This window comes from Sphingomonas parva (ex Maeng et al. 2020), assembly GCF_004564275.1.
GTDB classification, from domain to species: domain Bacteria; phylum Pseudomonadota; class Alphaproteobacteria; order Sphingomonadales; family Sphingomonadaceae; genus Allosphingosinicella; species Allosphingosinicella parva.
This window is the reverse complement of sequence record NZ_SPDV01000092.1, coordinates 1-3,281: the sequence shown is the minus strand read 5'-3', so window position 1 is coordinate 3,281 and position 3,281 is coordinate 1. Positions and strand designations below refer to the sequence as shown.

General features: G+C 71.2%; 5 protein-coding genes. 2 read left to right on the top strand and 3 right to left on the bottom strand.

Annotated features, from left to right (window positions below):
- A partial coding sequence (locus E2493_RS20520; protein ID WP_135090377.1) for an IS3 family transposase occupies nt 1-549 on the bottom strand: 549 nt, incomplete at its 3' end.
- Nucleotides 546-944 carry a transposase gene (locus tag E2493_RS20515; protein ID WP_167737529.1) on the bottom strand — a complete coding sequence of 133 codons (399 nt, stop codon included), beginning with the start codon at nt 942-944 and terminating at the stop codon, nt 546-548. The genes E2493_RS20520 and E2493_RS20515, both read right to left, overlap by 4 nt.
- A 373-nt stretch (nt 945-1,317) precedes the next feature.
- On the opposite strand from E2493_RS20515, the gene E2493_RS20510 reads away from it, so the two are divergent.
- Complete coding sequence (locus E2493_RS20510; RefSeq protein ID WP_135090585.1) at nt 1,318-1,800, top strand: peroxiredoxin; 483 nt, start codon at nt 1,318-1,320, stop codon at nt 1,798-1,800.
- 301 nt (nt 1,801-2,101) lie between these two features.
- Nucleotides 2,102-2,359, top strand: a complete 258-nt coding sequence (locus E2493_RS20505; RefSeq protein ID WP_135090583.1) for a hypothetical protein — start codon at nt 2,102-2,104, stop codon at nt 2,357-2,359.
- A 415-nt stretch (nt 2,360-2,774) separates the two neighbouring features.
- Here the strand turns inward: E2493_RS20505 and E2493_RS20500 are convergent.
- Nucleotides 2,775-3,281: SIMPL domain-containing protein (locus E2493_RS20500; RefSeq protein ID WP_135090581.1), on the bottom strand; the 507-nt coding region annotated here is incomplete at its 5' end.

The window sequence follows — 3,281 nt, the reverse complement described above, 5'->3', positions numbered from 1 at the left end:
GCCAGGCGCGATCGCCCGGGCGGCGAGCGCCATGTCGAGCGCCGCGAGAGCCAAGTCAGCTTTGAGATGGTCCGCCAGCGCCCAGCCCACCACGCGGCGGCTCCAGGCGTCGAGGATCACGGCGAGATAGACGAAACCCTCCGCCAGCCGCACGTAGGTGATGTCGGCCACCCACAGCTGGTTCGCGCCCGTGGGCATCATCTTGCGCGCCAGATTGGGGTAGACGCTGAAACGATGCCGGCTGTCGGTCGTCGGCGGACGGAACGTGCGCCCGGTGATGCACAGCAGATTGTCGGTCTGCCGGAGGCGCTGCACGCGCTTGTGATTCACCGCCCAGCCGGACTGGCGCAGCAGCGCCGTGATTCGGCGATAGCCGTAGAAGCGATGCTCGAGCGACAGGCGCTGCACCTCGTCGCGCACCGCCGTCTCCTCCCGCGCCGGCTGTGACGCCTGCCAGTGCCGGTAATAGCCGGCACGGCTGACGCCGGCCAAACGGCACATCCGTTCGATCCCAAGCGCGCCTTGCCGCTCGGCCTGCGTCTGGATCACGACGTAGATCCCGTCCCGCCAGACCCGCCGCTCGTGCGACGATGTCCCGCGAAGTGCTGCAAGGCTGCTCGAAAAAAATCCAGCTCCAGCGCCTGCTGCGCGACCTTCCGCTCCAGCTCGGGAGTGCCCGCCGGTACCGCCGGAGCATCCTTGACCCCGGCGCCGATCGCGCGGTCGCCCGCATCCAGGACTCGCGCCGGCAGTCCCTTGCGCACCCGCTCGCCGGGAAACAGCAACGCATCCGCGCCGCCGATCTGAAAAGCGCGATTCCACTTGTAGAGAAGCCCGCGATCAATCCCGAGCTCTGCCGCCAGGCCCGCCACGTCCAACGCGTCCTGCATCCGCGCCACCGCCGAAAGCTTGAACGCCTGCGTATGCCGTCGTCGCCTCGCCACACCAGCCTCCTTGCTCAGTGTGTCTTAGCTCAGTGTCTCACTTTTGGGGGTCACTCCACAGTAGGAGCGCACCCTTCGTGGCTTCGTGCTCTTCGTGGCGTCGTGTGGAAATGGTGCCGCCGCGCCGCACTGCGTGCGAGACCGCACACCCTTCGCGATCTTCCTTTCCTTTGCGTCCTTCGCGTGAAAGGACCGCATCGGCGCCGCACCGCCACCGCAGGATCGGCCACACCAGCCGATCCCGCCCCGCGTATCTCACACCCCCCTCCACCAGCGAACCGTCCCGGCCCAAATCCCCAATTCCCCCTCCGCGCCCTTTCGATTAGACGCAGCCGCACACCGGCGCCCGGCGCCGCACTCGAGGGAGACAGAAATGACCATCCAGACCGGCGACCGCGTGCCCAATGTGAACCTCGTCAAGGCGACCGCCGAGGGGCCGCAGCCCGTCTCCAGCGACGAGTTCTTCGCCGGCCGCCGCGTCGCCTTGTTCTCGGTGCCGGGCGCCTTCACCCCGACCTGCTCGGCCCGCCACCTGCCCGGCTTTGTCGAGCGCGCCGACGAGCTGAAGGCCAAGGGCGTCGACGAGATCGCGTGCACCGCGGTCAACGACGCCTTCGTCCTCCAGGCCTGGAAGGAGAGCGCCGGCGCCGAAGGCAAGGTCACCATGCTCGCCGACGGCAATGGCGAGCTCGCCCAGGCCCTCGGCCTGACCATGGACGGCTCGAAGTTCGGCCTCGGCCAGCGCGGCCAGCGCTGGTCGGCGATCGTCGACGACGGCGTCATCGAGAGCCTCAACGTCGAGGAGCCCGGCGCCTTCGCGGTGAGCAGCGCCGATTATCTGATCGAGCGGCTGTAACGAGCAGGTGCGGCCTATCCCGTAGGCCGCAGCCGCGTCGGGGGGACGCGGCGACCTGCTCGCCCACTCCATTCCTCCCCCTTGGGGGAGGGGGACCGCTCGCGAGAGCGAGCGGTGGTGGGGCTGGCACGGACTCCGGAGCAGCCCCTCCACCAGCCTTCGGCTGGTCCCCCTCCCCGTACCGGGGAGGAATAAGGGCCGTGTCCCCGCCACCACAGTCGCCGCCCGATCCGCCCTTCCGGATGCGATTGCACGAAACGCACCGGCGCCGCCTGCGTTGAGGGCGCAGCGGGAGAGACACATGCCGGATTCGAAGACCACCACCGAACGCAAGTCCGCGGCCCTGCGCCTCGCCGAGGCGATGCAGGAACGCCCGTTCGCCGCCGCGGCGATCGGCGTCGGCGCCGCCGCGGCGACCGCCGGCGCGGTGCTCGGCGCCCGGGCGCTGGCCCGCCGCGCCTGCGACGGCAGGCCGGTCAACACCGTCCTCAAGGCGGCGTGCACCGCCCAGGAAGCCGCTTTGGCCGCCCAGGAGCGCGACGAAGCCGAGGGCCGCTAGCGCCCTCTCCCCTCCAGGGGATGCGCGGGTGCTGCTTGCGCCCGGCAGGCTGCAGCAACGCCGGAGGCATGGCGGGCGAGCGTATGGAACGAGCGCAGCGAGCCAAAGGAAGGGGGAGTCCCTGACGGACCCGGCGCCCGTCGTGCCGCGGCCGCAGCCGCGGCCGTCCAAATCCCGTCATCCCGGCGTCGGCCGGGATCTCAGGGAGAGTTCGCACCGCGCCGATGGAGCGCTCCAAACGCGCCGCGCCTTGTCCTGCCTGGGATTCCGGCTTCCGCCGGAATGACGGAACGGGTCGAAGGTCCCGAATACGGCTGGAGGTCGGACCGGCGGGACGGGCGCCCTCGCAGCAAAAGACGCCCTCACCCTCTCCCGTTCGGGGAAAGGAGGATCGGCCGATCCGCCCCGGCTCCGCCTATTTCGGCGCGAGCGCAAACTCGACTGTGACGGCGGCACGGGTCTCGACCCGCGCGTCGGGCGCGCTGTCGCGGCTCATCAGGCGGATCATCTCGATCGCGTCGTCGGCGCTGCGCTCGGCGTCGGCCACCCTGACGATCCGAGCCACCCGCATGTCGAGCGCCGCGGCATAGGCCTCGGCATCGGCCCGGGCACGGCGCAGCGCATCGAGCTTGGCGGCGCGCGCCTGCCCGTCCGGGTCGGCGACCTGGAAGTCGGGCGCCGTCACCGCCGTCGCCCCTTCGCGGGCGAGCGCCGCGTCGAGCTCGGCGAAGCGCTCCGGCGCGCCCAGCCGGATCGAGATCATCCGTGCATCGCCGGCGCGCGCCGCGCCCGCCATCGGCGCCTCCGCGCCCGGCCCGTCGCCCAGCGGCCCGCCCTCGACGGTATAGGCCGCGTTGCCGATGAAGCCGATCCGGGCGGCGTGGCCGGTCTGGATGTCCTCCGCCCGCACGCCGAGGCGGCG